Below are 26,150 nucleotides of genomic sequence, written 5' to 3'. Positions count from 1 at the left end.
GATGGTATTATAATACTTGTCTTAAAACAAAAGAATAAACACAATATGTGGTTACAATAGCAAAGAGGATACACCTGTTCCCATTCCGAACACAGAAGTTAAGCTCTTTAGCGCTGATGGTACTTGGTGGGCAACTGCCTGGGAGAGTAAGACGTAGCCACGTGATGTGCCGAAGTGGCGGAACTGGCAGACGCACAGGACTTAAAATCCTGCGGGACTTACCTCCCGTACCGGTTCGATTCCGGTCTTCGGCACCATAATTTATTAGGACCATTAGCTCAGTTGGTTAGAGCGCCCGGCTCATAACCGGTAGGTCCGGGGTTCGAGTCCCTGATGGTCCACCATAATAAATTAATTAAGAACTTTGAAAATTAAACAGTAGGTTAATTTATAGAATTTGAAACAACCAAACAAAGCCAGATATATAACAGTATCTGAGCCCAAGTCAAAACTTATATTTAAGAGTTTGATCCTGGCTCAGGATGAACGCTGGCGGCGTGCCTAACACATGCAAGTCGAGCGATTTCCTTCGGGAAAGAGCGGCGGACGGGTGAGTAACGCGTGGGTAACCTGCCCTGTACACACGGATAACATACCGAAAGGTATGCTAATACGGGATAACATGAGAGAGTCGCATGACTTTTTTATCAAAGATTTATCGGTACAGGATGGACCCGCGTCTGATTAGCTAGTTGGTAAGGTAACGGCTTACCAAGGCGACGATCAGTAGCCGACCTGAGAGGGTGATCGGCCACATTGGAACTGAGACACGGTCCAAACTCCTACGGGAGGCAGCAGTGGGGAATATTGCACAATGGGCGAAAGCCTGATGCAGCAACGCCGCGTGAGCGATGAAGGCCTTCGGGTCGTAAAGCTCTGTCCTCAAGGAAGATAATGACGGTACTTGAGGAGGAAGCCCCGGCTAACTACGTGCCAGCAGCCGCGGTAATACGTAGGGGGCTAGCGTTATCCGGAATTACTGGGCGTAAAGGGTGCGTAGGTGGTTTCTTAAGTCAGAGGTGAAAGGCTACGGCTCAACCGTAGTAAGCCTTTGAAACTGAGAAACTTGAGTGCAGGAGAGGAGAGTAGAATTCCTAGTGTAGCGGTGAAATGCGTAGATATTAGGAGGAATACCAGTTGCGAAGGCGGCTCTCTGGACTGTAACTGACACTGAGGCACGAAAGCGTGGGGAGCAAACAGGATTAGATACCCTGGTAGTCCACGCCGTAAACGATGAGTACTAGCTGTCGGAGGTTACCCCCTTCGGTGGCGCAGCTAACGCATTAAGTACTCCGCCTGGGAAGTACGCTCGCAAGAGTGAAACTCAAAGGAATTGACGGGGACCCGCACAAGTAGCGGAGCATGTGGTTTAATTCGAAGCAACGCGAAGAACCTTACCTAAGCTTGACATCCTTTTGACCTCTCCCTAATCGGAGATTTCCCTTCGGGGACAGAAGTGACAGGTGGTGCATGGTTGTCGTCAGCTCGTGTCGTGAGATGTTGGGTTAAGTCCCGCAACGAGCGCAACCCTTGCCTTTAGTTGCCAGCATTAAGTTGGGCACTCTAGAGGGACTGCCAGGGATAACCTGGAGGAAGGTGGGGATGACGTCAAATCATCATGCCCCTTATGCTTAGGGCTACACACGTGCTACAATGGGTGGTACAGAGGGCAGCCAAGTCGTGAGGCGGAGCTAATCCCTTAAAGCCATTCTCAGTTCGGATTGTAGGCTGAAACTCGCCTACATGAAGCTGGAGTTACTAGTAATCGCAGATCAGAATGCTGCGGTGAATGCGTTCCCGGGTCTTGTACACACCGCCCGTCACACCACGGAAGTTGGGGGCGCCCGAAGCCGGTTTGCTAACCTTTTGGAAGCGGCCGTCGAAGGTGAAATCAATAACTGGGGTGAAGTCGTAACAAGGTAGCCGTATCGGAAGGTGCGGCTGGATCACCTCCTTTCTAAGGAGAATTACCTACTGTTTAATTTTGAGAGTTCTTATTTTTTTGTGAAAAACGAATAAAAACTTGCTAAAAATATTGACAAAAATCGACAAATATAGTAAAATATATTTCGTTGAAAAAGTTAATAACATGGGGGTGTAGCTCAGCTGGGAGAGCACTTGCCTTGCACGCAAGGGGTCAGGAGTTCGATCCTCCTCATCTCCACCATATTAGTACTTTGAAAACTGCATAACATTTAGTGATATGACATCATTTTATATATAGACAATGAAGTCTTTAAAATAAGCTAGACAGATAAGTCTTTAAAATCAACTTTAAGCACTGGAATAAACTGAGTGAATACGAAGTTTGTTCAGTAGCGATAACTTTTAATAACTGGTCAAGTTATTAAGGGTGCAGGGCGGATGCCTTGGCACTAGGAGCCGATGAAGGACGCGATAAGCTGCGATAAGCTTCGGGGAGTTGCACGTAAACTTTGATCCGAAGATTTCCGAATGAGGAAACTCACTTAGAGTAATGTCTAAGTATCGTTAAGTGAATACATAGCTTAGCGAGGGGAACCGGGGGAACTGAAACATCTAAGTACCCGGAGGAAAAGAAAGAAATTCGATTCCGTAAGTAGCGGCGAGCGAACGCGGAACAGGCCAAACCAATGAAGTTTTCTTCGTTGGGGTTGCGGACATATCATAAACGAAGAGGTCATCGTAAGTGAAGAGAGTTGGAAAGCTCCGCCATAGAAGGTAATAGCCCTGTATTTGAAACGATAATTCTTTAGATATGATCCAGAGTACCACGGGACACGTGAAACCCTGTGGGAAGCAGGAGGGACCATCCTCCAAGCCTAAATACTACCTAGTGACCGATAGCGCATAGTACCGTGAGGGAAAGGTGAAAAGAACCCCGGGAGGGGAGTGAAATAGAACCTGAAACCCTGCACTTACAAGCTGTGGGAGCACATTATTTGTGTGACCGCGTACTTTTTGTAGAACGGGCCAACGAGTTACGTTAAGTAGCAAGGTTAAGCACTTAAGGTGCGGAGCCGTAGCGAAAGCGAGTCTTAAATGGGCGCTTAAGTTACTTGACGTAGACCCGAAACCGGGCGACCTATCCATGAGCAGGTTGAAGCGAAAGTAAAATTTCGTGGAGGACCGAACCCACGAGCGTTGAAAAGCTCGGGGATGACTTGTGGATAGCGGTGAAATTCCAATCGAGCCCGGAGATAGCTGGTTCTCCCCGAAATAGCTTTAGGGCTAGCCTCAAGGTTGAGAGAAGCGGAGGTAGAGCACTGAATGTCCTAGGGGGTATTGCACTTACCGAAGACTATCAAACTCCGAATGCCGTATTCTTATACTTGGGAGTCAGACTGTGGGTGATAAGATTCATAGTCGAAAGGGCAACAGCCCAGATCGTCAGCTAAGGTCCCTAAATGTACGTTAAGTGGTAAAGGATGTGGGATTGCACAGACAACCAGGATGTTGGCTTAGAAGCAGCCACTCATTTAAAGAGTGCGTAATAGCTCACTGGTCGAGTGATCCTGCGCCGAAAATTTCCGGGGCTAAAACGTACTACCGAAGCTACGGCATCATTATGATGGGTAGGGGAGCTTCGTATGCAGGCTGAAGCGTGACCGTAAGGACGCGTGGACAGTATACGAGTGAGAATGTTGGCATGAGTAGCGAGACGTGGGTGAGAATCCCACGGGCCGTAAACCCAAGGTTTCCAGGGGAAGGTTCGTCCGCCCTGGGTTAGTCGGGACCTAAGCCGAGGCCGAAAGGCGTAGGTGATGGACAACAGGTTGATATTCCTGTACCGCCAATAAACGCTTGAGAAATGGGATGACACAGTAGGATAAGCTAACCACACTGTTGGTTATGTGTGGCTAAGTACTGAGGCAGTCAAGATAGGCAAATCCGTCTTGATAATGCTGGGGTACGATGGGGAGCGAAATTTAGTAGCGAAGTAGCTGATTTCACACTGTCAAGAAAAGTCTCTATCGAGTTTAAAGGCGCCCGTACCTCAAACCGACACAGGTGGGTGAGGAGAGTATCCTAAGGCCAGCGAGAGAACTATTGTTAAGGAACTCGGCAAAATGACCCCGTAACTTAGGGAGAAGGGGTGCCATCCTTTGGATGGCCGCAGAGAATAGGCCCAAGCGACTGTTTACCAAAAACACAGGTTTCTGCTAAGTCGCAAGACGATGTATAGGAGCTGACGCCTGCCCGGTGCTGGAAGGTTAAGGGGATCTGTTAGAGCAATCGAAGCAGTGAACTTAAGCCCCAGTAAACGGCGGCCGTAACTATAACGGTCCTAAGGTAGCGAAATTCCTTGTCGGGTAAGTTCCGACCCGCACGAAAGGCGTAACGATTTGGGCACTGTCTCAACAATAGACTCGGTGAAATTGTAATCCCGGTGAAGATGCCGGGTACCTGCGACAGGACGGAAAGACCCCATGGAGCTTTACTGTAGCTTGACGTTGGGTCTTGGTACTACATGTACAGGATAGGTGGGAGACTTTGAAGCATGAACGCCAGTTTGTGTGGAGTCATCCTTGGGATACCACCCTTGTAGTACTGGGATCCTAACCAGAGGCCTTGAATCAGGTCTTGGGACACCGTCAGGTGGGCAGTTTGACTGGGGCGGTCGCCTCCCAAAGAGTAACGGAGGCGCTCAAAGGTTCTCTCAGTACGGTCGGAAATCGTACGAAGAGTGTAAAGGCAAAAGAGAGCTTGATTGCAAGACATACAGGTCGAGCAAGGACGAAAGTCGGACTTAGTGATCCGGTGGTTCCGCATGGAAGGGCCATCGCTCAACGGATAAAAGCTACCCTGGGGATAACAGGCTTATCTCCCCCAAGAGTCCACATCGACGGGGAGGTTTGGCACCTCGATGTCGGCTCATCACATCCTGGGGCTGTAGTAGGTCCCAAGGGTTGGGCTGTTCGCCCATTAAAGTGGTACGCGAGCTGGGTTCAGAACGTCGTGAGACAGTTCGGTCCCTATCCGTCGCAGGCGTAGGAAATTTGAGGAGACCTGTCCTTAGTACGAGAGGACCGGGATGGACGTACCTCTGGTGTACCAGTTGTTCTGCCAAGGGCATGGCTGGGTAGCTATGTACGGAATGGATAAGCGCTGAAAGCATCTAAGCGCGAAGCCAACTTCAAGATAAGATTTCCCACCGTAAGGGTAAGACCCCAGGAAGACTACCTGGTTGATAGGTCGAAGGTGTAAGTGCAGTAATGTATTTAGCTTATCGATACTAATAGGTCGAGGACTTGACCTCAATTTAAAATGATAAATTTAATAAATGTTTGCAGTTTTCAGAGTATTAACTCTAAAATTGCGGGTGTAGCTCAATGGTAGAGTTCCGGCCTTCCAAGCCGGCTGTGAGGGTTCGATCCCCTTCACCCGCTCCATAAAGATTATGTGGTTATTATAGCAAAGAGGATACACCTGTTCCCATTCCGAACACAGAAGTTAAGCTCTTTAGCGCCGATGGTACTTGGTGGGCAACTGCCTGGGAGAGTAAGACATAGCCACGTAATCTTTTTTATTTTAAGACTTTAGATTTATATAATCTAAAGTCTTTTTATATATTAAATTATAAAAGTTTATAAATATATTGTTATTTTTATAAGGGAATTAAAAAATAAAATTTTATAAATACAACTAGTTCTTACTACTAAATTATCAATTAAACTGCATAATAAGACAGATAAAAAATAAATTTATAAAAAAATTAGCATTAAATTTTATATAAAGAACATAGTATTAAACAGTATTTGGTAAATTATAAAAATAAAAATTATAAAAATATAGAATAATAGTATTGAAAGTTGTTAATATATATAATATAATGAATATCAAATAAAACAAATAGTAAAAAGCAAAGAAGGAAATTAGTAAAAAGCAAATTTATATTCAGAGATTGAGTGGTTGGTGAGAACTCATTATAATGGTTTTTGAATCTATTCCGGAGCTTCTAGTAAAAAGCTAGACGTATACCTACGTTACAGGTCTGAGAGGATTATATGTTTATATAATCAATTAGGGTGGCAACGCGGATCAAAGACTTTCGTCCCTTTTGTAGGGAATACGAAGGTCTTTTTTTATTACAATAAATCAAACAAGCGCTTGTAAAATTAAATTTATTTTAGTATATACCATTAAAAATAACGTTACCATTACTGAGAATTGATAAAAAATCAATAAATAAAAAAATAGTTTATATTAAGTAACATTTTCCGTATAGTTTCAAAAGGGTGAAGGATTTAATAAATATATTTAGATTATAAAAAATAGGAGGACAATAAAATGTTAGATATCAAAAGAATAAGAGAAAATTTAGAAGATATTAAAAAAGCTATGGATAGAAGAGGGGAAAAGGAGTTTGACCTTGATGCTGTAGTGGAATTAGATGATAAAAGAAGAGAATTACTTAAAGAAGTTGAAGTAATGAAAAATGAATTAAATGTTGAATCAAAGAAAATACCTCAACTTATAAAAGAAGGTAAAGATGTTGAAGAAGCTAAAGCGGAGTTAAAAGAATTATCTGATAAGATAAAAGGATTTGATGAAAAAGTTAGAGAAGTTGAAGCTGACATGGAATATAGATTAATGAGAATACCAAATGTTCCTCATCCAGATGTTCCACAAGGAACTACTGATGAAGATAACGTTCAAGTAAGAACTTGGGGAGAACCTACTAAGTTTGATTTTGAAGAAAAAGCTCACTGGGATATAGGAACAGGACTTGGAATATTAGATTTTGAGGCAGCTGGTAAAATAACTGGATCAAGATTTACTTTATATAAAGGATTAGGAGCTAGACTTGAAAGAGCTTTAATAAACTTCTTCTTAAACACTCATACAGATGAGCATGGATATACAGAAGTATTACCACCATTCATGGCTAATAGAACTAGTTTTGTAGGAACAGGACAATTACCTAAGTTTGAAGAAGATATGTTTAAATTAGAAGGATTAGATTACTTCTTAGTACCAACTGCTGAAGTTCCTGTAACTAATATACACAGAGATGAGATATTAACAGCTGAACAATTACCAGTAAAATATTGTGCATACACTCCATGCTTTAGATCAGAAGCAGGGTCTGCTGGTAGAGATACAAGAGGTTTAGTAAGACAACATCAATTCAATAAAGTTGAATTAGTTAAGTTCGTTGATCCTGAGAAATCTTACGAAGAATTAGAAGCTTTAACTAATGATGCTGAAAAAATGTTACAATTATTAGGATTACCTTACAGAGTAGTTAGAATATGTACAGGAGATTTAGGATTCACTGCTGCATTTAAATATGACCTAGAAGTATGGATGCCAAGTTACAACAGATACGTTGAAATATCTTCTTGTTCAAACTTTGAAGATTTCCAAGCTAGAAGAGCTGGAATAAGATTTAAGAGAGATAAAAAATCTAAATCTGAATTTGTTCATACATTAAATGGATCAGGATTAGCAGTAGGAAGAAGTTTAGCTGCTATATTAGAAAACTACCAACAAGCTGATGGATCTGTAGTAGTTCCAGAAGCATTAAGACCATACATGGGTGTAGATGTTATAAAGAAGAATGAATTATAAGATATAAATACTTATTAATTATACAAGAGAGCTTATATAAGCTCTCTCCTTTTATTTAAAGACTTTATTTTATGTAGTTTAGTATTTAAAAATAATCTTTATAATATAGAAGATATATATCCTTAAAAAGTAATATTTACAAAAACAGAAATTTAAGAGTAGTTTATATAAATGTTTTAATGTTTTAAGGGAAAATTAGAGATTATAATTATAAGATTTTATATTTTTTAAGTACAAATTAAATTTAAGTTGAATTATAAATACAATTGTGATAATATAAAACTGTTATAAGTTTTAGGAGGAAATATGGAAAAGTCATTCTATATGAAAGAAGCATTAAAAGAAGCATATAAAGCATATGAAAAAAAAGAGACACCTATAGGAGCTGTAATTGTTAAAGATGGTCAGATAATAGCAAGAGCACATAATCTTACAGAAGAATTAAACGACTGTACAGCTCATGCAGAAATATTAGCTATAAAACAAGCAGCAGAGAAGTTAGGTGGATGGAGACTTATTGATTGTGATTTATATGTAACTATGGAACCCTGTATTATGTGTAGTGGGGCAATAGTAAACTCAAGAATAAAAAAACTTATAATAGGAACTAAGCATATAAAAAATTCATACACTGAAAAGCAGCATGAATTCAAAATAGATTATTATAAAGACAATAACGTTGATATCTCATTTGGAGTATTGAAAGATGATTGTTCTAACATATTACAGGAATTTTTTAAGACTTTAAGGAAAAGATAATTAGGAGAGATGGTCGAGTCGGTCGAAGGCGCTCGCCTGGAAAGTGAGTATGCGTTAAAAGCGTATCGTGGGTTCGAATCCCACTCTCTCCGCCAGAGGACATTTAAATATGGTTGTAATTTTGCTGTACTAGATGGGGAGGTAGCGGTGCCCTGTAACCTGCAATCCGCTATAGCAGGATTGAATTCCATCTAGAGGCTTATCTTTTGTAGGGCTGCCCTAAATAAGTGGTGTTGAAACATAGGTCCTGCGCAATGGAAGCTCATAAACCCCGTCAGATCCGGAAGGAAGCAGCGGTAAGTGATCACTTTCGTGTGCCGCGGGGGTGCCTAAGTGGAGCTAACTGTTTAGGTAACGCCTATGAAAGTAAGTCAATAGATGGTGTACAGCATTTAATATATAAAAAATAATCCCTTAATAAATATTAAGGGATTTTTTAATATGTAGAATATAAAATATATATTAAATAAATTTGTTTGAAAATAATGATATAATATTTCAATATATTGGATAAATAATATATTATAATGAATTAATACGTAAAGTTATTATTAGAGAATATAGCAAATAAATATATACTATAATAACTTGTTATTAAGTATATATTAAACATATTATTTAGATAGATAAATTTATAATTAAGTAAAATTACTAAGATTGAATTTTATTAAGGAGAGATGGCTATGCATAAGGCATTATATAGGGCATATAGACCGCAAACATTTGAAGATGTAGTTGGACAAGAACATATAATTAGAACTTTAAAAAACCAGATAGAAAATGATAATGTAGGACATGCATATTTATTTTCAGGTACTAGAGGTACAGGGAAGACATCTACAGCTAAAATATTTGCAAGGGCAGTAAACTGTACTGAAAGTACGAATCAAGAACCTTGCAATGAATGTGATGTATGCAAGGATATATTAAATGATAATATAATGGATGTTATAGAGATAGATGCAGCATCTAACAATAGCGTGGATGATATAAGAGAACTTAGAGAAAGTGTTAAGTACTCACCTTCTAAAGCAAAATATAAAGTATACATAATAGATGAGGTGCATATGCTATCTCAGGGTGCATTTAATGCATTACTAAAAACATTAGAAGAGCCGCCATCATATATTATATTTATATTAGCTACAACAGAGCCACATAAAATACCAGCCACAATTCTATCAAGATGTCAGAGATTTGATTTTAAAAGAGTTACAGTTAAAGATATGAGCGATAGAATGAAAAAGATATGCAAAGAAGAGAATATAGAAGTTGAAGATAAAGCTCTTAATTTAATATCTAGAAATTCTCAAGGGGCTTTAAGAGATGCTTTAAGCATATTAGACCAATGTATATCTTTTGGAGATGACAAGATAGAGTATAAAGATGTTGTTGAGCTTTTAGGAACTGTAAATGTTGAGCAGTTGTTTGACATGGCTGAATGTATAATAAATCAGGATACTAAAAAATCACTTCAAATATTAAATGAATTTGTTATATGGGGAAAAGATATAAGAAATTTAATCAATGACTTGATAGATCATTTTAGAAACTTGATGGTATGTAAAGTATCAACGGATTTAGATGAAATAATATCATTACCAGAAGAAACCGTTAATTTATTAAAAAAACAAGCTGAAAGCGTAGATATAAATGACTTAATAAGAGTTTTAAATATATTATCAGTTACTCAAGATAATATAAAGACATCATCAAACCCAAGGGTATTAGCTGAAGTTACTATGATGAAAATTGCTCAACCTATGTTTGATGAAAGTAAAGAATCCCTTATAAAGAGAATTGAAAATTTAGAAAAAACGATTGAGAGTGGAAATATAAAGGTATCTACTACTAATGGATCTAATAATATTGAAGAAGATGAAAAAATTAATGTGATAGAAGAAGTCATATATGAAAATGTAAAAAGTGAAGATGTTAAGTTAATAGAAGCATCTTGGGATAAAATAAGACTAAATATTAAACAAGATAAGCAAAATAAACAGATGCCAGTATACTTCTTATTAGGAGATGTACAAAGTTTTAATGTTTCTAATAACATATTATACATAATTTATGGAGATGGATTTGCCTTTGCTAAAAAAAGACTAAGTGATCCTCAGACATTACAGTATATAGAGAAAGTAATAAGAGAAACAATAAATAGAAGCTTTAGTATAAGAGTTATATTAGAATCTGATGTTAATAATATAAAACTTGAATTAAAAAATGATAATCAAGATGAAGGTGAAGCAATTTTAAAGGGTATAGTAAATGAGGATATACTCGAAATAAAAAATAGTATAGAAGAGAAATAAGTAATAGTATTAATAAGTTAATATTATTATTTTAATAAATAAAACAAGATAAATAATAAATGCTATTATGATATAATAGTAAAATAAAAATAAGTTTTTTAGGAGGAATTAGTTATGGCTAAGAAAGGTTTTGGAGGCGGAATGATGCCTGGAAATATGAACAATATATTAAAGCAGGCTCAAAAGATGCAAGAAAATATGCAAAAAATGCAAGCGGAGTTAGAAGCGAAGGAGATAGAAGCTTCAGTTGGTGGAGGAGCTGTTACTGTTAAAGTTAATGGTAAAAAAGAAGTTTTAGATATAGCTATAAAACCAGAAGTTGTTGATCCAGATGATATAGAAATGTTACAAGACTTAGTTTTAAGTGCTATAAATGAAGCATTAAGAAGTGTTGAAGAAATGCAAGCAAATCAAATGAGTAAAGCAACTGGAGGAATGAATATCCCAGGATTATTCTAGTAGGTGATAATATGCAGGTTTATACAGGTCCCATAACGAGACTAATAGAAGAGTTTTCAAAGCTTCCTGGCGTAGGAAGAAAAACGGCTCAAAGACTAGCTTTTCATGTTATTAATATGAATACTAATGATGTAGAAGCTCTATCTAAGGCGATTATAGAAGCTAAAAGAGAAATAAAGTATTGCTCAGTTTGCTGTAACATATCAGATAATGATATATGTAGCATGTGTGCTAATAAAAATAGAGATACTAGTATTATTTGTGTAGTGGAAGATCCTAGGGATGTAGCTGCTATGGAGAGAACAAGAGATTATAAGGGACAATACCATGTTTTACATGGTGTTATATCTCCTATGGATGGTATTGGGCCAGATATGATAAAAATCAAAGAGCTTATTCAAAGAGTAGGTACTAATGATGTATCCGAAATAATAATGGCTACAAACCCTACAATAGAGGGAGAAGCTACTGCTATGTATATAGCTAGACTTTTAAAACCTATGGGGATAAAAGTTACTAGAATAGCTCATGGTCTACCTGTAGGTGGAGATTTAGAATATGCAGATGAAGTAACTATATCTAAAGCTCTAGAGGGTAGAAGAGAAATATAAAAATCGAGGTAAATACCTCGATTTTTTTTGTCGTTAAATAGGAGAATTTTGTGGTTAAATTTTAGTTAGATTTTATTGAAGAATAGATACCATTATTGTATAATTTGTGTTATATTTAATTAAAAATTTAAACAGGGGTGCAACATGAAATCAACTATGAATTTAGAAGAGCATAAAGCTATGAAAGAAAAAAGAGTTAAAAAATTAAATTCAAAAGATAAGCCTAAATATAGTGAGCAAGATGATATGAGTGTTTTACTAAAGAAGAAGACTAATAAAAGCTCAAAGAATAAAAATACGGATTTTAGAAATAATTATAAAAATTATCAATATGATTATGAAGAAGATTTCTACGAACCTAGATACTAAAATAAAACATACATAAAATAAGAAATTAAAATAAATAAATAAAAAATCAATATACTTAAAGTATATTGATTTTTTATTTATTCAAAGTTGATTTATTCTTCATCAGATAAAATATCCACTACTAAATTAGCAATATTTTGAGAAGAATTAAATTTCCTTATAGATTTTATATTACGCTTAAGCATATCTAATCTAGATGGATCATCAATAAGAACTTTTAATAAAACAGATAAATTATATTTTTTAGTAGTTCTAAGAACAGCTCCACAGTTAGATAAGAAATCTAAGTTTTCTTCTTCTTGACCAGGTATATAGTAAGGAACTATCATAGGTACATCTTTAAGTAAAGATTCTGTAGTAGTAAGACCACCAGGCTTAGATACTAATACATCTACAGAAGCTAGGATATCATTCATCTTATTCGTAAATCCTAGTACTTTAACAGTTTTATCATGAAAATGTTGAGATAATCCTTTTTCTATTTTTTCACGAAGACTTTCATTTCTTCCAGTTATAACTAATATTTGAAAATCTCTGTCTATTTCCATAAGTTCAGCTAAAGTTTCTTTTATATTTCCAGCTCCAAAACTTCCACCCATAAGTAAAACTGTTAATTTATCAGGAGATAGATCTAATTCTTCTAAGACAGTTTCTCTATCCCTATGTGATAAAAATGATTTTTCAACAGGAATTCCAAATGCTTTAACCTTATCACTTTCTACACCTTCAAATACAAGTAATTCTTTTACATATTCATGTCCAACAATATAATAGTCTATTTCATTTTGTATCCATGTTGAGTGAGTAGTATAATCTGTTAATACAGAAATCATAGGTGGAACATTAAGATCAATGTATTTTTTATGGAAAGTATCACTTAAATTAAGATTATGTACATCCATATTAGTGTATTTTTTTAATGTACTAAGTGCAATCATAGGGAATGGGTGAGTACCTATAATTAAATCTGGTTGTGAATCACTAAGAAGCTTTTTAAATTTCTGAGCCATAAGAGAAGTAAGTAGATTACCCTTAAACTCATTCTTTGATACTAAGCTACTCTCAGAAAATCTATATACACTACCATAAGCTTTAGGAGTATATATAGCTGACTTTTCGTAGCCCCTAGATATTATTTTGTCCATTGTATTATTAACTAATTTTAAACTATCTATTATTTGGCATTCTACTGTCTCGTTATCAATAGTTTTACTTTCTAATTCTTCTTTAATAGCTCGAGCAGCTCTATTATGACCTCCTCCAGTGGAAGCAGACATAATTAAAATCTTTTTGCTCATATTAAAATCCTCCTAAAATGTAGAGTTATATTGAACAATAACATAATTTTATGTATTATTAATTATACTTTAAAAACTTAGACTATTATATACATATATTATTTGCTAATAATAAGTTAATAATAATCTAATACAATATAAAAAAAAATACAAGTATTTAAATGCTAAGATTTGGAAGGTAAATATAATGAAAAAAGTAGAAATATATACAAGTGATTCATGTATACAGTGCATAAAAGCAAAAGAATATTTAAAATTAAATAATATTGAATATATAGAATATAATATATCTAAAAACTCAGAAGCTAGAAAAGAATTAATACGTATGGGGTATATGTCTATTCCTGTTATGATAATAGATGGTGAACATGTGTTAGGATTTGACTTAAATAGAATGAAGTCTTTATTAGGTATGTAAATAAATTTTAAATAAATCAATATAAAAAATAATATATGTTACAGTAAATGTAAATTACAGAACGTATTATTTTTTATATTGATAAAAAAGCATGTTATTCAAATAAAGAGTGAATAAAAAATAAATTATTACACAATATAAGCTAGAACTAAGGAAAATAGCGATTAAAAATAAATTATATAAAAAAATTGAAAAAAGTTTTAAAAAAGTATTGACGGTATAAAATTAAGATGGTATAGTATTACTTGTCCTTAAGAAAAGGGCAAACAAGTAGAAAAAAACAACAGAAAAAAGTTGACAAAGTTAAATAGCTTTGGTAAACTAAGGAAGTTGAAAAAATAAGCACCAACATGGTTGCTTAAAATGAACTTTGAAAATTAAACAGTAGGTTAATTTATAGAATTTGAAACAACCAAACAAAGCCAGATATATAACAGTATCTGAGCCCAAGTCAAAACTTATATTTAAGAGTTTGATCCTGGCTCAGGATGAACGCTGGCGGCGTGCCTAACACATGCAAGTCGAGCGATTTCCTTCGGGAAAGAGCGGCGGACGGGTGAGTAACGCGTGGGTAACCTGCCCTGTACACACGGATAACATACCGAAAGGTATGCTAATACGGGATAACATGAGAGAGTCGCATGGCTTTCTTATCAAAGATTTATCGGTACAGGATGGACCCGCGTCTGATTAGCTAGTTGGTAAGGTAACGGCTTACCAAGGCGACGATCAGTAGCCGACCTGAGAGGGTGATCGGCCACATTGGAACTGAGACACGGTCCAAACTCCTACGGGAGGCAGCAGTGGGGAATATTGCACAATGGGCGAAAGCCTGATGCAGCAACGCCGCGTGAGCGATGAAGGCCTTCGGGTCGTAAAGCTCTGTCCTCAAGGAAGATAATGACGGTACTTGAGGAGGAAGCCCCGGCTAACTACGTGCCAGCAGCCGCGGTAATACGTAGGGGGCTAGCGTTATCCGGAATTACTGGGCGTAAAGGGTGCGTAGGTGGTTTCTTAAGTCAGAGGTGAAAGGCTACGGCTCAACCGTAGTAAGCCTTTGAAACTGAGAAACTTGAGTGCAGGAGAGGAGAGTAGAATTCCTAGTGTAGCGGTGAAATGCGTAGATATTAGGAGGAATACCAGTTGCGAAGGCGGCTCTCTGGACTGTAACTGACACTGAGGCACGAAAGCGTGGGGAGCAAACAGGATTAGATACCCTGGTAGTCCACGCCGTAAACGATGAGTACTAGCTGTCGGAGGTTACCCCCTTCGGTGGCGCAGCTAACGCATTAAGTACTCCGCCTGGGAAGTACGCTCGCAAGAGTGAAACTCAAAGGAATTGACGGGGACCCGCACAAGTAGCGGAGCATGTGGTTTAATTCGAAGCAACGCGAAGAACCTTACCTAAGCTTGACATCCTTTTGACCTCTCCCTAATCGGAGATTTCCCTTCGGGGACAGAAGTGACAGGTGGTGCATGGTTGTCGTCAGCTCGTGTCGTGAGATGTTGGGTTAAGTCCCGCAACGAGCGCAACCCTTGCCTTTAGTTGCCAGCATTAAGTTGGGCACTCTAGAGGGACTGCCAGGGATAACCTGGAGGAAGGTGGGGATGACGTCAAATCATCATGCCCCTTATGCTTAGGGCTACACACGTGCTACAATGGGTGGTACAGAGGGCAGCCAAGTCGTGAGGCGGAGCTAATCCCTTAAAGCCATTCTCAGTTCGGATTGTAGGCTGAAACTCGCCTACATGAAGCTGGAGTTACTAGTAATCGCAGATCAGAATGCTGCGGTGAATGCGTTCCCGGGTCTTGTACACACCGCCCGTCACACCACGGAAGTTGGGGGCGCCCGAAGCCGGTTTGCTAACCTTTTGGAAGCGGCCGTCGAAGGTGAAATCAATAACTGGGGTGAAGTCGTAACAAGGTAGCCGTATCGGAAGGTGCGGCTGGATCACCTCCTTTCTAAGGAGAATTGCCTACTGTTTAATTTTGAGGGTTCATTCCTTCAAAATTAGTACTTTGAAAACTGCATAACATTTAGTGATATGACATCATTTTATATATATGAAGAAGATAACTTCTAAAAATATCAACGACACGATAAGTCATTAAAATATCAACTTTGAGTAACGTAATAAACTGAGTGAATACGAAGTTTGTTCGTTGACGAAACACTTTAATAACTGGTCAAGTTATTAAGGGTGCAGGGCGGATGCCTTGGCACTAGGAGCCGATGAAGGACGCGATAAGCTGCGATAAGCTTCGGGGAGTTGCACGTAAACTTTGATCCGAAGATTTCCGAATGAGGAAACTCACTTAGAGTAATGTCTAAGTATCGTTAAGTGAATACATAGCTTAGCGAGGGGAACCCGGGGAACTGAAACATCTAAGTACCCGGAGGAAAAGAAAGAAATTCGATTCCGTAAGTAGCGGCGAGCGAACGCGGAACAGGCCAAACCAATGAAGTTTTCTTCGTTGGGGTTGCGGACATATCATAAACGAAGAGGTCATCGTAAGTGAAGAGAGTTGGAAAGCTCCGCCATAGAAGGTAATAGCCCTGTATTTGAAACGATAATTCTTTAGATATGATCCAGAGTACCACGGGACACGTGAAACCCTGTGGGAAGCAGGAGGGACCATCCTCCAAGCCTAAATACTACCTAGTGACCGATAGCGCATAGTACCGTGAGGGAAAGGTGAAAAGAACCCCGGGAGGGGAGTGAAATAGAACCTGAAACCCTGCACTTACAAGCTGTGGGAGCACATTATTTGTGTGACCGCGTACTTTTTGTAGAACGGGCCAACGAGTTACGTTAAGTAGCAAGGTTAAGCACTTAAGGTGCGGAGCCGTAGCGAAAGCGAGTCTTAAATGGGCGCTTAAGTTACTTGACGTAGACCCGAAACCGGGCGACCTATCCATGAGCAGGTTGAAGCGAAAGTAAAATTTCGTGGAGGACCGAACCCACGAGCGTTGAAAAGCTCGGGGATGACTTGTGGATAGCGGTGAAATTCCAATCGAGCCCGGAGATAGCTGGTTCTCCCCGAAATAGCTTTAGGGCTAGCCTCAAGGTTGAGAGAAGCGGAGGTAGAGCACTGAATGTCCTAGGGGGTATTGCACTTACCGAAGACTATCAAACTCCGAATGCCGTATTCTTATACTTGGGAGTCAGACTGTGGGTGATAAGATTCATAGTCGAAAGGGCAACAGCCCAGATCGTCAGCTAAGGTCCCTAAATGTACGTTAAGTGGTAAAGGATGTGGGATTGCACAGACAACCAGGATGTTGGCTTAGAAGCAGCCACTCATTTAAAGAGTGCGTAATAGCTCACTGGTCGAGTGATCCTGCGCCGAAAATTTCCGGGGCTAAAACGTACTACCGAAGCTACGGCATCATTATGATGGGTAGGGGAGCTTCGTATGCAGGCTGAAGCGTGACCGTAAGGACGCGTGGACAGTATACGAGTGAGAATGTTGGCATGAGTAGCGAGACGTGGGTGAGAATCCCACGGGCCGTAAACCCAAGGTTTCCAGGGGAAGGTTCGTCCGCCCTGGGTTAGTCGGGACCTAAGCCGAGGCCGAAAGGCGTAGGTGATGGACAACAGGTTGATATTCCTGTACCGCCAATAAACGCTTGAGAAATGGGATGACACAGTAGGATAAGCTAACCACACTGTTGGTTATGTGTGGCTAAGTACTGAGGCAGTCAAGATAGGCAAATCCGTCTTGATAATGCTGGGGTACGATGGGGAGCGAAATTTAGTAGCGAAGTAGCTGATTTCACACTGTCAAGAAAAGTCTCTATCGAGTTTAAAGGCGCCCGTACCTCAAACCGACACAGGTGGGTGAGGAGAGTATCCTAAGGCCAGCGAGAGAACTATTGTTAAGGAACTCGGCAAAATGACCCCGTAACTTAGGGAGAAGGGGTGCCATCCTTTGGATGGCCGCAGAGAATAGGCCCAAGCGACTGTTTACCAAAAACACAGGTTTCTGCTAAGTCGCAAGACGATGTATAGGAGCTGACGCCTGCCCGGTGCTGGAAGGTTAAGGGGATCTGTTAGAGCAATCGAAGCAGTGAACTTAAGCCCCAGTAAACGGCGGCCGTAACTATAACGGTCCTAAGGTAGCGAAATTCCTTGTCGGGTAAGTTCCGACCCGCACGAAAGGCGTAACGATTTGGGCACTGTCTCAACAATAGACTCGGTGAAATTGTAATCCCGGTGAAGATGCCGGGTACCTGCGACAGGACGGAAAGACCCCATGGAGCTTTACTGTAGCTTGACGTTGGGTCTTGGTACTACATGTACAGGATAGGTGGGAGACTTTGAAGCATGAACGCCAGTTTGTGTGGAGTCATCCTTGGGATACCACCCTTGTAGTACTGGGATCCTAACCAGAGGCCTTGAATCAGGTCTTGGGACACCGTCAGGTGGGCAGTTTGACTGGGGCGGTCGCCTCCCAAAGAGTAACGGAGGCGCTCAAAGGTTCTCTCAGTACGGTCGGAAATCGTACGAAGAGTGTAAAGGCAAAAGAGAGCTTGATTGCAAGACATACAGGTCGAGCAAGGACGAAAGTCGGACTTAGTGATCCGGTGGTTCCGCATGGAAGGGCCATCGCTCAACGGATAAAAGCTACCCTGGGGATAACAGGCTTATCTCCCCCAAGAGTCCACATCGACGGGGAGGTTTGGCACCTCGATGTCGGCTCATCACATCCTGGGGCTGTAGTAGGTCCCAAGGGTTGGGCTGTTCGCCCATTAAAGTGGTACGCGAGCTGGGTTCAGAACGTCGTGAGACAGTTCGGTCCCTATCCGTCGCAGGCGTAGGAAATTTGAGGAGACCTGTCCTTAGTACGAGAGGACCGGGATGGACGTACCTCTGGTGTACCAGTTGTTCTGCCAAGGGCATGGCTGGGTAGCTATGTACGGAATGGATAAGCGCTGAAAGCATCTAAGCGCGAAGCCAACTTCAAGATAAGATTTCCCACCGTAAGGGTAAGACCCCAGGAAGACTACCTGGTTGATAGGTCGAAGGTGTAAGTGCAGTAATGTATTTAGCTTATCGATACTAATAGGTCGAGGACTTGACCTCAATTTAAAATGATAATTTCAATAAATGTTTGCAGTTTTCAGAGTATTAATTTCTATATTTAATAAACTTAAAATGTTTAAAAATATAGAAAAAAGTATTGACCTTTTTAATAAAAAGTGTTAATATAATACTTGTCCAAGAAATGGATATAAAAAATAATGTGGTTACAATAGCAAAGAGGATACACCTGTTCCCATTCCGAACACAGAAGTTAAGCTCTTTAGCGCTGATGGTACTTGGTGGGCAACTGCCTGGGAGAGTAAGACGTAGCCACGTGGTATGCCGAAGTGGCGGAACTGGCAGACGCACAGGACTTAAAATCCTGCGGGACTTACCTCTCGTACCGGTTCGATTCCGGTCTTCGGCACCATATATACATTTAATATCGCGGAGTGGAGCAGTTGGCAGCTCGTCGGGCTCATAACCCGAAGGTCGTAGGTTCGAGTCCTGCCTCCGCAACCAATTAAATGGCCCATTGGTCAAGCGGTCAAGACACCGCCCTTTCACGGCGGTAACAGGGGTTCGATTCCCCTATGGGTCACCAATTAAATATGCGGGTGTAGCTCAATGGTAGAGTTCCGGCCTTCCAAGCCGGCTGTGAGGGTTCGATCCCCTTCACCCGCTCCAGATTAAACGTATGGGACTATAGCTCAGCTGGGAGAGCACCTGCCTTACAAGCAGGGGGTCACAGGTTCGAGCCCTGTTAGTCCCACCATTTGCGGCCTGGTAGTTCAGTTGGTTAGAATGCCAGCCTGTCACGCTGGAGGTCGAGGGTTCGAGTCCCTTCCAGGTCGCCAAAACTTAATGTGGGAATATGGCTCAGTTGGTAGAGCAATTGACTGTTAATCAATGGGTCACAGGTTCGAGTCCTGTTATTCCCGCCAATTTGCTAGTGTGGCTCAACGGTAGAGCAGCTGACTTGTAATCAGCAGGTTGTAGGTTCGATTCCTATCACTAGCTCCATAAACACGGAGGATTTCCCGAGCGGCCAAAGGGGGCAGACTGTAAATCTGTTATCGACGATTTCGGTGGTTCGAATCCACCATCCTCCACCAAAAAGTTAAGCTGCGGATGTGGCGGAATTGGCAGACGCACCAGACTTAGGATCTGGCGCCTATGGCGTGGGGGTTCGACTCCCTTCATCCGCACCAACTTAATTTTAAAACAAAACAATGTGGGTGCATAGCTCAGCTGGATAGAGCAACGCCCTTCTAAGGCGTGTGTCCGGGGTTCGAATCCCTGTGCGCTCACCACATTCATAGGGGATTCGCCAAGTCGGTAAGGCATAGCACTTTGACTGCTACATGCGTAGGTTCGAGTCCTGCATCCCCTGCCAAGTAAATATTGTGATCCATTAGCTCAGTCGGTAGAGCACCTGACTTTTAATCAGGGTGTCCCGCGTTCGAGTCGCGGATGGATCACCAATGGAGAGGTGTCCGAGTGGTTTAAGGAGCTGGTCTTGAAAACCAGTGATGCTTAACGGCACCGTGGGTTCGAATCCCACCCTCTCCGCCAAATGCCCAGATAGCTCAGTCGGTAGAGCAGGGGACTGAAAATCCCCGTGTCGGTGGTTCGATTCCGCCTCTGGGCACCAATAATGTGGCGGTATAGCTTAGTTGGCTAGAGCGTTCGGTTCATACCCGAAAGGTCACAGGTTCGACTCCTGTTACCGCTACCAATATATGTGGACCATTAGCTCAGTTGGTTAGAGCGCCCGGCTCATAACCGGTAGGTCTGGGGTTCGAGTCCCTGATGGTCCACCACTTTTAACTTAAAATAATGTCGAGGTATAGCGCAGTTTGGTAGCGCACTTGGTTTGGGACCATGGGGCCGGGGGTTCGAGTCCCTCTACCTCGACCAATATATATGGTGGGTATAGCTCAGTTGGTTAGAGCGCCAGATTGTGGCTCTGGAGGTCGTGAGTTCGACTCTCATTATCCACCCCATAAAATGATCCATTAGCTCAGTCGGTAGAGCACCTGACTTTTAATCAGGGTGTCCCGCGTTCGAGTCGCGGATGGATCACCAATTTGTATTTTGTATGGCGACATAGCCAAGTGGTAAGGCAGTGGACTGCAACTCCTTGATCCCCAGTTCGAATCTGGGTGTCGCCTCCACAAATCAATGCCGAAGTGGCGGAACTGGCAGACGCACAGGACTTAAAATCCTGCGGGACTTACCTCTCGTACCGGTTCGATTCCGGTCTTCGGCACCATATATACATTTAATATCGCGGAGTGGAGCAGTTGGCAGCTCGTCGGGCTCATAACCCGAAGGTCGTAGGTTCGAGTCCTGCCTCCGCAACCAATTAAATGGCCCATTGGTCAAGCGGTCAAGACACCGCCCTTTCACGGCGGTAACAGGGGTTCGATTCCCCTATGGGTCACCAATTAAATATGCGGGTGTAGCTCAATGGTAGAGTTCCGGCCTTCCAAGCCGGCTGTGAGGGTTCGATCCCCTTCACCCGCTCCAGATTAAACGTATGGGACTATAGCTCAGCTGGGAGAGCACCTGCCTTACAAGCAGGGGGTCACAGGTTCGAGCCCTGTTAGTCCCACCATTTGCGGCCTGGTAGTTCAGTTGGTTAGAATGCCAGCCTGTCACGCTGGAGGTCGAGGGTTCGAGTCCCTTCCAGGTCGCCAAAACTTAATGTGGGAATATGGCTCAGTTGGTAGAGCAATTGACTGTTAATCAATGGGTCACAGGTTCGAGTCCTGTTATTCCCGCCAATTTGCTAGTGTGGCTCAACGGTAGAGCAGCTGACTTGTAATCAGCAGGTTGTAGGTTCGATTCCTATCACTAGCTCCATAAACACGGAGGATTTCCCGAGCGGCCAAAGGGGGCAGACTGTAAATCTGTTATCGACGATTTCGGTGGTTCGAATCCACCATCCTCCACCAAAAAGTTAAGCTGCGGATGTGGCGGAATTGGCAGACGCACCAGACTTAGGATCTGGCGCCTATGGCGTGGGGGTTCGACTCCCTTCATCCGCACCACTTTACTTTACCATGCGGGAATAGTTCAGTGGTAGAGCGCAACCTTGCCAAGGTTGAAGTCGCGAGTTCGAATCTCGTTTCCCGCTCCAAAACAAAACAATGTGGGTGCATAGCTCAGCTGGATAGAGCAACGCCCTTCTAAGGCGTGTGTCCGGGGTTCGAATCCCTGTGCGCTCACCACATTCATAGGGGATTCGCCAAGTCGGTAAGGCATAGCACTTTGACTGCTACATGCGTAGGTTCGAGTCCTGCATCCCCTGCCAAGTAAATATTGTGATCCATTAGCTCAGTCGGTAGAGCACCTGACTTTTAATCAGGGTGTCCCGCGTTCGAGTCGCGGATGGATCACCAATGGAGAGGTGTCCGAGTGGTTTAAGGAGCTGGTCTTGAAAACCAGTGATGCTTAACGGCACCGTGGGTTCGAATCCCACCCTCTCCGCCAAATGCCCAGATAGCTCAGTCGGTAGAGCAGGGGACTGAAAATCCCCGTGTCGGTGGTTCGATTCCGCCTCTGGGCACCAATAATGTGGCGGTATAGCTTAGTTGGCTAGAGCGTTCGGTTCATACCCGAAAGGTCACAGGTTCGACTCCTGTTACCGCTACCAATATATGTGGACCATTAGCTCAGTTGGTTAGAGCGCCCGGCTCATAACCGGTAGGTCCGGGGTTCGAGTCCCTGATGGTCCACCACTTTTAGATTAAAGTAATATCGAGGTATAGCGCAGTTTGGTAGCGCACTTGGTTTGGGACCATGGGGCCGGGGGTTCGAGTCCCTCTACCTCGACCAATATATATATGGTGGGTATAGCTCAGTTGGTTAGAGCGCCAGATTGTGGCTCTGGAGGTCGTGAGTTCGACTCTCATTATCCACCCCATAAAAGTAAGGCGACATAGCCAAGTGGTAAGGCAGTGGACTGCAACTCCTTGATCCCCAGTTCGAATCTGGGTGTCGCCTCCATAAATGTGCGCCTATAGCTCAACTGGATAGAGTGTCTGACTACGAATCAGAAGGTTAGGGGTTCGAGTCCCTTTGGGCGCACCATATACGCGGGATTATAGCTCAGCTGGGAGAGCACCTGCCTTACAAGCAGGGGGTCACAGGTTCGAGCCCTGTTAATCCCACCAGTAACCTCTAGTGAAATTCACTAGAGGTTTTTATTTTACCTTTTTATTTTACGTAGTAATGTATATGAATTATATAAACTGTCAAAATTCATAGTATATGTAAACTATGGAGGATAAAATATGTCTAAAAGAAATAAGATTGATAAAGATAAGGAAAAACAAAAAATAATGAAAGAGATAAAAAGAGCTCAGGTAGAAGTTAAAACTGCAGAGCATTTTTTTCAATTTGTTAGTGATCCAGAATTAGTAGATGTTGCCATATATGATTTAGAGGCTAAAAAATCTAGATACAGATATCTAATAAGGATGGCAAAAGAAAAAGGTATAAAAAAATCTTTGAAAGAATCTTTAATCGAAGCAATGGCTAAGTAAACTTAAGGAGATGATGATTTGTATATAGTTTTTGGGAATGAAATAATTGACAGTAGTGAAATAAAAGTGGCTATAGAAGAAAATAGTGAATTTATAGTTGAAAAAGATATGACTAAAGGTAGTAAAAGAGAAGACACTTTAGCTTATCAAATTAGTATAAGTATAGATGAACTAAATGAAATAATAAAAGAAAACTATGAACTAGATGATATAGAACAAGAAGATTTATTTGATGAATATATGACATTAGCTGATGAATTAGCTATGGAATTAGAAGAACTAATGCCAGAAGATGTTATAATGAATGCTAGAGCGTATAAATGGGATAATTCAGATAATACTATAAAGGTAGTAATAGCCATGGCACATGAAGAATTAGGTGAATTAAAACTTTCTGATATAACAAAGAGGTTATTATCTCAAGTTGATTAATAATGCATAAAAATATAAAACTAAAAATCATAAATTAGCACCAATTGATTATAATTTAAATACATAAATAGATATGTACGAATAGATTATTTTATAAAAATTATAAATTATTTTATAAAATAATCTATTTTACATAATATAAAAAGGCACATATTGCTTGAGTTATTATACTATCTATGGAAAATAGATTGATTATATTAAATAGCTTATTTGGATTTAATTTATAGATAAAAATATTTAAATCATATCTTTATAAACAAATTTAAATATAACTTTTAAATTATTTTTATAATGAATAGATTTCTCAAATTAAGTGATATTCATGGTTTTAGCTTGTAAGTTAAAAATAACAGTAAAAAATATCACAAAAAGTATTGACGATATAAAGTTAAGATGGTATAGTATTACTTGTCCTTAAGAAAAGGGCAAATAAATAAAAAACAACAGAAAAAAGTTGACAAAGTTAAATGGCTTTGGTAAACTAAGGAAGTTGAAAAAATAAGCACCAAAATGGTTGCTTAAAATGAACTTTGAAAATTAAACAGTAGGTTAATTTATAGAATTTGAAACAACCAAACAAAGCCAGATATATAACAGTATCTGAGCCCAAGTCAAAACTTATATTTAAGAGTTTGATCCTGGCTCAGGATGAACGCTGGCGGCGTGCCTAACACATGCAAGTCGAGCGATTTCCTTCGGGAAAGAGCGGCGGACGGGTGAGTAACGCGTGGGTAACCTGCCCTGTACACACGGATAACATACCGAAAGGTATGCTAATACGGGATAACATGAGAGAGTCGCATGGCTTTCTTATCAAAGCTCCGGCGGTACAGGATGGACCCGCGTCTGATTAGCTAGTTGGTAAGGTAACGGCTTACCAAGGCGACGATCAGTAGCCGACCTGAGAGGGTGATCGGCCACATTGGAACTGAGACACGGTCCAAACTCCTACGGGAGGCAGCAGTGGGGAATATTGCACAATGGGCGAAAGCCTGATGCAGCAACGCCGCGTGAGCGATGAAGGCCTTCGGGTCGTAAAGCTCTGTCCTCAAGGAAGATAATGACGGTACTTGAGGAGGAAGCCCCGGCTAACTACGTGCCAGCAGCCGCGGTAATACGTAGGGGGCTAGCGTTATCCGGAATTACTGGGCGTAAAGGGTGCGTAGGTGGTTTCTTAAGTCAGAGGTGAAAGGCTACGGCTCAACCGTAGTAAGCCTTTGAAACTGAGAAACTTGAGTGCAGGAGAGGAGAGTAGAATTCCTAGTGTAGCGGTGAAATGCGTAGATATTAGGAGGAATACCAGTTGCGAAGGCGGCTCTCTGGACTGTAACTGACACTGAGGCACGAAAGCGTGGGGAGCAAACAGGATTAGATACCCTGGTAGTCCACGCCGTAAACGATGAGTACTAGCTGTCGGAGGTTACCCCCTTCGGTGGCGCAGCTAACGCATTAAGTACTCCGCCTGGGAAGTACGCTCGCAAGAGTGAAACTCAAAGGAATTGACGGGGACCCGCACAAGTAGCGGAGCATGTGGTTTAATTCGAAGCAACGCGAAGAACCTTACCTAAGCTTGACATCCTTTTGACCTCTCCCTAATCGGAGATTTCCCTTCGGGGACAAAAGTGACAGGTGGTGCATGGTTGTCGTCAGCTCGTGTCGTGAGATGTTGGGTTAAGTCCCGCAACGAGCGCAACCCTTGCCTTTAGTTGCCAGCATTAAGTTGGGCACTCTAGAGGGACTGCCAGGGATAACCTGGAGGAAGGTGGGGATGACGTCAAATCATCATGCCCCTTATGCTTAGGGCTACACACGTGCTACAATGGGTGGTACAGAGGGCAGCCAAGTCGTGAGGCGGAGCTAATCCCTTAAAGCCATTCTCAGTTCGGATTGTAGGCTGAAACTCGCCTACATGAAGCTGGAGTTACTAGTAATCGCAGATCAGAATGCTGCGGTGAATGCGTTCCCGGGTCTTGTACACACCGCCCGTCACACCACGGAAGTTGGGGGCGCCCGAAGCCGGTTTGCTAACCTTTTGGAAGCGGCCGTCGAAGGTGAAATCAATAACTGGGGTGAAGTCGTAACAAGGTAGCCGTATCGGAAGGTGCGGCTGGATCACCTCCTTTCTAAGGAGAATTGCCTACTGTTTAATTTTGAGGGTTCATTAGAACATCTCAAAAATAGGGCGTAGCCCGAAATATTACTTTGAGTAACGGATGTTATTGAACGTATGTGAAATAATATCGTTGACGAAGTACGTTAGTACCTTGAAAACTGCATAACATTTAGTGATATGACATCATTTTATATATATGAAGAAGATAACTTCTAAAAATATCAATGACAAGATAAGTCGT

Annotated in this window: 10 protein-coding genes, 49 tRNA genes, 8 rRNA genes, 1 other RNA gene and 1 other annotated feature; of the genes, 67 read left to right on the top strand and 1 reads right to left on the bottom strand. The window is 41.1% G+C overall.

Features of this window, described 5'->3' with window-relative positions:
- Positions 1-46: 46 nt before the first annotated feature.
- The 16 genes from rrf (JNUCC81_RS18900) (at position 47) to JNUCC81_RS18825 (ending at position 12,067) form a co-directional block, all read left to right on the top strand.
- Positions 47-163: ribosomal RNA gene (gene rrf, locus JNUCC81_RS18900) — 5S ribosomal RNA — on the top strand.
- Between the two features lie 5 nt (positions 164-168).
- Positions 169-257, top strand: a tRNA-Leu gene (locus JNUCC81_RS18895).
- Positions 258-267: 10 nt separating this feature from the next.
- Positions 268-344 (top strand) — tRNA-Ile (locus tag JNUCC81_RS18890).
- A 110-nt stretch (positions 345-454) separates the two neighbouring features.
- Positions 455-1,957 (top strand): 16S ribosomal RNA (locus JNUCC81_RS18885).
- A 134-nt stretch (positions 1,958-2,091) separates the two neighbouring features.
- Positions 2,092-2,167 (top strand) — tRNA-Ala (locus JNUCC81_RS18880).
- A 170-nt stretch (positions 2,168-2,337) separates the two neighbouring features.
- Positions 2,338-5,239 (top strand): 23S ribosomal RNA (locus JNUCC81_RS18875).
- Between the two features lie 59 nt (positions 5,240-5,298).
- A tRNA-Gly gene (locus tag JNUCC81_RS18870) sits at positions 5,299-5,372 on the top strand.
- Positions 5,373-5,381: 9 nt separating this feature from the next.
- Positions 5,382-5,498, top strand: a 5S ribosomal RNA gene (gene rrf / locus JNUCC81_RS18865).
- Together the 16S, 23S and 5S rRNA genes with 4 tRNA genes alongside form the textbook arrangement of a ribosomal RNA operon.
- Positions 5,499-5,836: 338 nt before the next feature.
- Positions 5,837-6,042 (top strand) — a binding site (T-box leader).
- 228 nt (positions 6,043-6,270) lie between these two features.
- The gene (serS, locus tag JNUCC81_RS18860) at positions 6,271-7,554 is read left to right on the top strand and encodes a serine--tRNA ligase (RefSeq protein WP_454094785.1); all 1,284 of its coding nucleotides are present in this window, start codon (positions 6,271-6,273) and stop codon (positions 7,552-7,554) included.
- Positions 7,555-7,860: 306 nt separating this feature from the next.
- The gene (locus JNUCC81_RS18855) at positions 7,861-8,313 is read left to right on the top strand and encodes a nucleoside deaminase (RefSeq protein WP_454094784.1); all 453 of its coding nucleotides are present in this window, start codon (positions 7,861-7,863) and stop codon (positions 8,311-8,313) included.
- Between the two features lie 3 nt (positions 8,314-8,316).
- Positions 8,317-8,408, top strand: a tRNA-Ser gene (locus JNUCC81_RS18850).
- Positions 8,409-8,437: 29 nt separating this feature from the next.
- Positions 8,438-8,702, top strand: an RNA gene (ffs, locus tag JNUCC81_RS18845) — signal recognition particle sRNA large type.
- 294 nt (positions 8,703-8,996) lie between these two features.
- Complete coding sequence (dnaX, locus tag JNUCC81_RS18840; protein ID WP_454094783.1) at positions 8,997-10,628, top strand: DNA polymerase III subunit gamma/tau; 1,632 nt, start codon at positions 8,997-8,999, stop codon at positions 10,626-10,628.
- A gap of 114 nt (positions 10,629-10,742) precedes the next feature.
- Positions 10,743-11,087 (top strand): YbaB/EbfC family nucleoid-associated protein, encoded by a 345-nt coding sequence (locus JNUCC81_RS18835; RefSeq protein WP_454094782.1) that lies wholly within the window; start codon positions 10,743-10,745, stop codon positions 11,085-11,087.
- Positions 11,088-11,098: 11 nt separating this feature from the next.
- Positions 11,099-11,698: a recombination mediator RecR gene (gene recR, locus JNUCC81_RS18830; protein WP_454094781.1), complete on the top strand. Its 600-nt coding sequence runs from the start codon at positions 11,099-11,101 to the stop codon at positions 11,696-11,698.
- Between the two features lie 144 nt (positions 11,699-11,842).
- Positions 11,843-12,067, top strand: a complete 225-nt coding sequence (locus JNUCC81_RS18825) for a hypothetical protein (protein ID WP_454094780.1) — start codon at positions 11,843-11,845, stop codon at positions 12,065-12,067.
- Positions 12,068-12,159: 92 nt separating this feature from the next.
- On the opposite strand, the gene JNUCC81_RS18820 is transcribed toward JNUCC81_RS18825, so the two are convergent.
- On the bottom strand, positions 12,160-13,365 hold the full coding sequence (locus JNUCC81_RS18820) for an MGDG synthase family glycosyltransferase (protein ID WP_454094779.1): 1,206 nt from the start codon (positions 13,363-13,365) through the stop codon (positions 12,160-12,162).
- Positions 13,366-13,552: 187 nt separating this feature from the next.
- Here JNUCC81_RS18820 and JNUCC81_RS18815 point away from each other — a divergent pair, with 187 nt between their 5' ends.
- From JNUCC81_RS18815 to JNUCC81_RS18565, 51 genes are all read left to right on the top strand, one after another.
- Positions 13,553-13,783 carry a glutaredoxin family protein gene (locus JNUCC81_RS18815; RefSeq protein WP_208334962.1) on the top strand — a complete coding sequence of 77 codons (231 nt, stop codon included), beginning with the start codon at positions 13,553-13,555 and terminating at the stop codon, positions 13,781-13,783.
- Between the two features lie 460 nt (positions 13,784-14,243).
- A 16S ribosomal RNA gene (locus JNUCC81_RS18810) occupies positions 14,244-15,746 on the top strand.
- A 223-nt stretch (positions 15,747-15,969) separates the two neighbouring features.
- Positions 15,970-18,871: ribosomal RNA gene (locus JNUCC81_RS18805) — 23S ribosomal RNA — on the top strand.
- Positions 18,872-19,030: 159 nt separating this feature from the next.
- A 5S ribosomal RNA gene (gene rrf / locus JNUCC81_RS18800) occupies positions 19,031-19,147 on the top strand.
- Between the two features lie 5 nt (positions 19,148-19,152).
- Positions 19,153-19,241 (top strand) — tRNA-Leu (locus tag JNUCC81_RS18795).
- Between the two features lie 16 nt (positions 19,242-19,257).
- A tRNA-Met gene (locus JNUCC81_RS18790) sits at positions 19,258-19,333 on the top strand.
- A 7-nt stretch (positions 19,334-19,340) separates the two neighbouring features.
- A tRNA-Glu gene (locus JNUCC81_RS18785) sits at positions 19,341-19,415 on the top strand.
- A 9-nt stretch (positions 19,416-19,424) separates the two neighbouring features.
- Positions 19,425-19,498: transfer RNA gene (locus JNUCC81_RS18780), tRNA-Gly, on the top strand.
- A gap of 12 nt (positions 19,499-19,510) precedes the next feature.
- Positions 19,511-19,586, top strand: a tRNA-Val gene (locus tag JNUCC81_RS18775).
- Between the two features lie 5 nt (positions 19,587-19,591).
- Positions 19,592-19,668 (top strand) — tRNA-Asp (locus JNUCC81_RS18770).
- An 11-nt stretch (positions 19,669-19,679) separates the two neighbouring features.
- Positions 19,680-19,755 (top strand) — tRNA-Asn (locus JNUCC81_RS18765).
- Positions 19,756-19,759: 4 nt separating this feature from the next.
- Positions 19,760-19,834: transfer RNA gene (locus JNUCC81_RS18760), tRNA-Thr, on the top strand.
- A gap of 7 nt (positions 19,835-19,841) precedes the next feature.
- A tRNA-Tyr gene (locus tag JNUCC81_RS18755) sits at positions 19,842-19,926 on the top strand.
- Positions 19,927-19,938: 12 nt separating this feature from the next.
- Positions 19,939-20,022: transfer RNA gene (locus JNUCC81_RS18750), tRNA-Leu, on the top strand.
- A gap of 25 nt (positions 20,023-20,047) precedes the next feature.
- Positions 20,048-20,124: transfer RNA gene (locus tag JNUCC81_RS18745), tRNA-Arg, on the top strand.
- A gap of 7 nt (positions 20,125-20,131) precedes the next feature.
- Positions 20,132-20,207, top strand: a tRNA-Gln gene (locus tag JNUCC81_RS18740).
- A gap of 12 nt (positions 20,208-20,219) precedes the next feature.
- Positions 20,220-20,295, top strand: a tRNA-Lys gene (locus JNUCC81_RS18735).
- Positions 20,296-20,297: 2 nt separating this feature from the next.
- Positions 20,298-20,386, top strand: a tRNA-Ser gene (locus tag JNUCC81_RS18730).
- A 3-nt stretch (positions 20,387-20,389) separates the two neighbouring features.
- Positions 20,390-20,465 (top strand) — tRNA-Phe (locus JNUCC81_RS18725).
- A gap of 7 nt (positions 20,466-20,472) precedes the next feature.
- Positions 20,473-20,549: transfer RNA gene (locus tag JNUCC81_RS18720), tRNA-Met, on the top strand.
- Between the two features lie 8 nt (positions 20,550-20,557).
- Positions 20,558-20,634, top strand: a tRNA-Ile gene (locus JNUCC81_RS18715).
- 20 nt (positions 20,635-20,654) lie between these two features.
- A tRNA-Pro gene (locus JNUCC81_RS18710) sits at positions 20,655-20,731 on the top strand.
- 9 nt (positions 20,732-20,740) lie between these two features.
- Positions 20,741-20,817, top strand: a tRNA-His gene (locus JNUCC81_RS18705).
- A gap of 6 nt (positions 20,818-20,823) precedes the next feature.
- Positions 20,824-20,899: transfer RNA gene (locus tag JNUCC81_RS18700), tRNA-Lys, on the top strand.
- Between the two features lie 15 nt (positions 20,900-20,914).
- A tRNA-Cys gene (locus tag JNUCC81_RS18695) sits at positions 20,915-20,988 on the top strand.
- A gap of 9 nt (positions 20,989-20,997) precedes the next feature.
- Positions 20,998-21,086, top strand: a tRNA-Leu gene (locus tag JNUCC81_RS18690).
- A gap of 16 nt (positions 21,087-21,102) precedes the next feature.
- Positions 21,103-21,178, top strand: a tRNA-Met gene (locus tag JNUCC81_RS18685).
- A 7-nt stretch (positions 21,179-21,185) separates the two neighbouring features.
- Positions 21,186-21,260: transfer RNA gene (locus tag JNUCC81_RS18680), tRNA-Glu, on the top strand.
- A gap of 9 nt (positions 21,261-21,269) precedes the next feature.
- A tRNA-Gly gene (locus tag JNUCC81_RS18675) sits at positions 21,270-21,343 on the top strand.
- A 12-nt stretch (positions 21,344-21,355) separates the two neighbouring features.
- Positions 21,356-21,431 (top strand) — tRNA-Val (locus JNUCC81_RS18670).
- Between the two features lie 5 nt (positions 21,432-21,436).
- Positions 21,437-21,513 (top strand) — tRNA-Asp (locus JNUCC81_RS18665).
- An 11-nt stretch (positions 21,514-21,524) separates the two neighbouring features.
- Positions 21,525-21,600, top strand: a tRNA-Asn gene (locus JNUCC81_RS18660).
- Positions 21,601-21,604: 4 nt separating this feature from the next.
- Positions 21,605-21,679: transfer RNA gene (locus JNUCC81_RS18655), tRNA-Thr, on the top strand.
- A gap of 7 nt (positions 21,680-21,686) precedes the next feature.
- Positions 21,687-21,771, top strand: a tRNA-Tyr gene (locus JNUCC81_RS18650).
- Between the two features lie 12 nt (positions 21,772-21,783).
- A tRNA-Leu gene (locus JNUCC81_RS18645) sits at positions 21,784-21,867 on the top strand.
- A 14-nt stretch (positions 21,868-21,881) separates the two neighbouring features.
- A tRNA-Gly gene (locus JNUCC81_RS18640) sits at positions 21,882-21,956 on the top strand.
- Between the two features lie 14 nt (positions 21,957-21,970).
- Positions 21,971-22,047 (top strand) — tRNA-Arg (locus tag JNUCC81_RS18635).
- Between the two features lie 7 nt (positions 22,048-22,054).
- A tRNA-Gln gene (locus tag JNUCC81_RS18630) sits at positions 22,055-22,130 on the top strand.
- Between the two features lie 12 nt (positions 22,131-22,142).
- Positions 22,143-22,218 (top strand) — tRNA-Lys (locus JNUCC81_RS18625).
- 2 nt (positions 22,219-22,220) lie between these two features.
- Positions 22,221-22,309 (top strand) — tRNA-Ser (locus JNUCC81_RS18620).
- A gap of 3 nt (positions 22,310-22,312) precedes the next feature.
- Positions 22,313-22,388 (top strand) — tRNA-Phe (locus JNUCC81_RS18615).
- 7 nt (positions 22,389-22,395) lie between these two features.
- A tRNA-Met gene (locus JNUCC81_RS18610) sits at positions 22,396-22,472 on the top strand.
- A gap of 8 nt (positions 22,473-22,480) precedes the next feature.
- Positions 22,481-22,557, top strand: a tRNA-Ile gene (locus JNUCC81_RS18605).
- 20 nt (positions 22,558-22,577) lie between these two features.
- Positions 22,578-22,654, top strand: a tRNA-Pro gene (locus JNUCC81_RS18600).
- An 11-nt stretch (positions 22,655-22,665) separates the two neighbouring features.
- Positions 22,666-22,742, top strand: a tRNA-His gene (locus JNUCC81_RS18595).
- A gap of 9 nt (positions 22,743-22,751) precedes the next feature.
- Positions 22,752-22,825, top strand: a tRNA-Cys gene (locus JNUCC81_RS18590).
- Positions 22,826-22,832: 7 nt separating this feature from the next.
- A tRNA-Arg gene (locus JNUCC81_RS18585) sits at positions 22,833-22,909 on the top strand.
- Positions 22,910-22,916: 7 nt separating this feature from the next.
- Positions 22,917-22,992: transfer RNA gene (locus JNUCC81_RS18580), tRNA-Val, on the top strand.
- Between the two features lie 120 nt (positions 22,993-23,112).
- Positions 23,113-23,364, top strand: a complete 252-nt coding sequence (locus tag JNUCC81_RS18575; protein WP_454094778.1) for a DUF2508 family protein — start codon at positions 23,113-23,115, stop codon at positions 23,362-23,364.
- A gap of 18 nt (positions 23,365-23,382) precedes the next feature.
- Entirely contained in the window at positions 23,383-23,796 is a 414-nt protein-coding gene (locus tag JNUCC81_RS18570) for a hypothetical protein (protein WP_454094777.1), read from the top strand.
- 620 nt (positions 23,797-24,416) lie between these two features.
- Positions 24,417-25,919: ribosomal RNA gene (locus JNUCC81_RS18565) — 16S ribosomal RNA — on the top strand.
- Positions 25,920-26,150: the final 231 nt, after the last annotated feature.

This window comes from Faecalimicrobium sp. JNUCC 81 (assembly GCF_053667625.1).
This window is presented reverse-complemented; position numbering and strand designations above follow the sequence as displayed.

Excerpts from the sequence above, each read along its gene's own strand:
- JNUCC81_RS18835 (WP_454094782.1), top strand. The coding sequence starts at position 10,743 with ATGGCTAAGAAAGGTTTTGGAGGCGGAATGATGCCTGGAAATATGAAC.
- JNUCC81_RS18825 (WP_454094780.1), top strand. The coding sequence starts at position 11,843 with ATGAAATCAACTATGAATTTAGAAGAGCATAAAGCTATGAAAGAAAAA.
- recR (WP_454094781.1), top strand. The coding sequence starts at position 11,099 with ATGCAGGTTTATACAGGTCCCATAACGAGACTAATAGAAGAGTTTTCA.
- JNUCC81_RS18815 (WP_208334962.1), top strand. The coding sequence starts at position 13,553 with ATGAAAAAAGTAGAAATATATACAAGTGATTCATGTATACAGTGCATA.
- JNUCC81_RS18820 (WP_454094779.1), bottom strand. The coding sequence starts at position 13,365 with ATGAGCAAAAAGATTTTAATTATGTCTGCTTCCACTGGAGGAGGTCAT.
- JNUCC81_RS18575 (WP_454094778.1), top strand. The coding sequence starts at position 23,113 with ATGTCTAAAAGAAATAAGATTGATAAAGATAAGGAAAAACAAAAAATA.
- JNUCC81_RS18855 (WP_454094784.1), top strand. The coding sequence starts at position 7,861 with ATGGAAAAGTCATTCTATATGAAAGAAGCATTAAAAGAAGCATATAAA.
- serS (WP_454094785.1), top strand. The coding sequence starts at position 6,271 with ATGTTAGATATCAAAAGAATAAGAGAAAATTTAGAAGATATTAAAAAA.
- dnaX (WP_454094783.1), top strand. The coding sequence starts at position 8,997 with ATGCATAAGGCATTATATAGGGCATATAGACCGCAAACATTTGAAGAT.